General features: G+C 38.9%; 4 protein-coding genes. 3 read left to right on the forward strand and 1 reads right to left on the reverse strand.

Annotation, left to right across the window (positions count from 1 at the left end):
- On the forward strand, nt 1-438 hold a 438-nt coding region (locus tag IQ229_RS23265), incomplete at its 5' end, for an HAD-IC family P-type ATPase (protein WP_228013676.1).
- Nucleotides 439-457: 19 nt separating this feature from the next.
- On the forward strand, nt 458-685 hold the full coding sequence (locus IQ229_RS23270; protein WP_194047820.1) for a hypothetical protein: 228 nt from the start codon (nt 458-460) through the stop codon (nt 683-685).
- Between the two features lie 6 nt (nt 686-691).
- Here the strand turns inward: IQ229_RS23270 and IQ229_RS23275 are convergent, their stop codons facing one another.
- The gene (locus IQ229_RS23275; protein ID WP_194047822.1) at nt 692-1,117 is read right to left on the reverse strand and encodes a heavy metal-responsive transcriptional regulator; all 426 of its coding nucleotides are present in this window, start codon (nt 1,115-1,117) and stop codon (nt 692-694) included.
- Between the two features lie 345 nt (nt 1,118-1,462).
- Between IQ229_RS23275 and IQ229_RS23280 the strand changes: the two genes are divergently transcribed.
- Nucleotides 1,463-2,551 (forward strand): aromatic ring-hydroxylating dioxygenase subunit alpha, encoded by a 1,089-nt coding sequence (locus IQ229_RS23280; protein WP_194047824.1) that lies wholly within the window; start codon nt 1,463-1,465, stop codon nt 2,549-2,551.
- Nucleotides 2,552-2,670: the final 119 nt, after the last annotated feature.

Below are 2,670 nucleotides of genomic sequence, written 5' to 3' on the forward strand. Positions count from 1 at the left end.
GAGCAGAGGGGCAGGGGAGTAAGGGGAGAGAATTCTTATAAATTTTCACTCAAAACTCAGCACTCAGTTGTCGCAATGGTAGGTGATGGGATAAATGATGCTCCAGCCTTGGCACAGGCTGATGTGGGAATTGCTATTGGTACGGGAACAGATGTAGCGATCGCAGCTAGCGATATCACCCTAATTTCTGGAGATTTGCAAGGAATTGTCACAGCAATTCAACTCAGCCGCGCCACTATCAATAATATCAAGCAAAATCTCTTCTTTGCCTTTATTTACAATGTCATTGGTATTCCTATTGCGGCGGGAATTTTGTTCCCCATCTTTGGTTGGTTACTCAATCCAATTATTGCCGGTGCTGCGATGGCTCTTTCTTCACTCTCTGTTGTTAGCAATGCCCTCAGATTGCGTAAGTTTCAACCAAAAATTAGCTCATAATTGCAGGGTAATTTAGGAAATGTTCAGTCAAAAAACGCTTTGGGGAAGCCTGATAGCTTTAGTGCTTCTCACTGGAACATCAGGTGTAGCATTCGCAGAAATGCCAGCCCATTCATCAGAGCAAACCAGCCAATTTCAACACATTGAGCAACCTTTGGGCTTGAAAGTTGGGGTTGCGATCGCAGGTTTAGCTTTAATTGGACTAGAGTTGTGGTGGTTTCTTCTCTATAAAATTCGTGATTCCTGATTAGTGTCAGTCGTGAGAGGTGTTTTGAATAATCGGACAAATTGTCTCCTCATGATGGTCACTAATATTCTTCCAGCCTGAAAGTAATCCCTTGATTTCAGAGCGCAAAGTTAACAGCTGATCGATTTGGCGATCGATCTGCAAGACTTTATCTTCAAGCTTTTCTTTGATTTCACCACAGGGAGTTTGCCCTTGGTCATAAACTTGCAGAATATTACCAATCTCTTCTAGGCTAAGACCAAGATTTTGTACCCTTTTAATGAATGCTAGACGAGTTAGCACATCCAATGAAAACTGGCGAAAGCCTCCCTCTGTTCGTCTTAATGAATTGATTAAACCTAAACTCTCGTAATAACGAATTGTCCTGATGGGTATTCCAGTTAAATCTGTTACCTGACCAATTAAAAGCAGTTTTTTATCTTGAGTTAACATGGTAGATTTTCCCAAGTTCTGTACTTATTATTACATATTTTGCTAAACATCAAGTGGTTTGAGAGGTAAGCGAAATATTAGCATTAGTGTTGGAAATTTTTATCTAATTAGAGATTTTACTAAGTTGTAAATTTTCAAACATCTATTTTAAATGGATATTTGGAATTTAGACTATCTTAAATTGGCATAATTTTGACATTTTTTATAATATTTTTTCAATATTTTACCTGATGATTTTTATCTATTTATTGGGTAGCTGTTTCTCATGGTACTGAAAGTAACTGTTTTTTTGAAGTTCCCATGTTACTTCTAGATCAACTGCTTCACTTCAAGTGAAACCATAAAATGAATCTCAACTCGCAGACTTTTAGCTCAATCCGTAAACCTAAAATTTTTAATAATCCAGAGCGTTTTATTGAGGGATGGTATTGGGTAACACCCTCTCAAAATCTGCGGGTGGGTGAAGTAAAACCTGTCACGATTTTGGGTAGAGAATTAGTAATTTACCGTGGGAAAGATAAAAGAGTAGTTACCTTAGATGCCTACTGTCCACATATGGGCGCTCACCTTACTGAAGGCAAAGTTGAGGGTAATGCACTACGTTGTTTTTTCCACCACTGGAAGTTTGATGCTGAGGGGATGTGTATTGATATCCCATGTTTAGATATACCACCTTCCTTAAAGTTACAAACTTGGCCTACTGCTGAGAAGTATGGGATGATTTGGGTTTGGACTGGAGAAATACCACAGCAACCTCTACCTTTTGTTCCAGAATTAGAACACAAAGAGTGTGATGTTGCCATCCATTCCCACTTCTTGCTGAACTGTCATCCCAATGTGGTGATGATTAATGCAATTGATGCTCAACACCTCAATACAGTTCACAAATTGCCACTAGAAATTATTTTTGAAAGACACGAACTAAACGAGAATGCGATTATCTTTAGTAATACTACACCTATTAAAGACAATTTCTTTTTGATTAAGCTCATCCGTCTTTTCTACAAAAATATCATAACTTACAGTATTTGCTATTGGTACGGTAGCATTGGCATTGTGACAATTGGCCCTGATTTCTTCCATGTCCACATGATGGTTGCAGTTCGCCTCCACGAAGGGGGAAAAACTGAAGGTCAAGTTCTGTTGATGACTAAAAAACGTAAAGGAGTTTTTGGTTGGTTATGCAATCGAGTTGTGCTATGGCTGACTAAGATTGCAGCTAAGTACTTTCTCATGGGTGACATCAAGATTCTTCAAACAATTCAGTTTGATTTGAAAACTCCCATCAAAGCAGATCACTCAATTATGCAGTTTATTAACCATGTTGAAAAACAGCAATCCTTAATGTGGGGGACTTGGCAAGAAATGCGATCGCGCGATGTAGAGAGCAAGCCCAGGCGTGAGAGATGGGAAGATACAATGAGTAATGACTAACATCATGTCTATATGACCAAAATTCCGTCAGACTGCTTGGCCAATTAAACGCACACGGTATCATAACTATCGTCAACAATCTTTGCAAGAAATGAAGTGTTTGTAGGGGTGTATAGATG

Source organism: Nostoc cf. edaphicum LEGE 07299 (assembly GCF_015207245.1).
GTDB classification, from domain to species: Bacteria; Cyanobacteriota; Cyanobacteriia; order Cyanobacteriales; family Nostocaceae; genus Nostoc; species Nostoc edaphicum_B.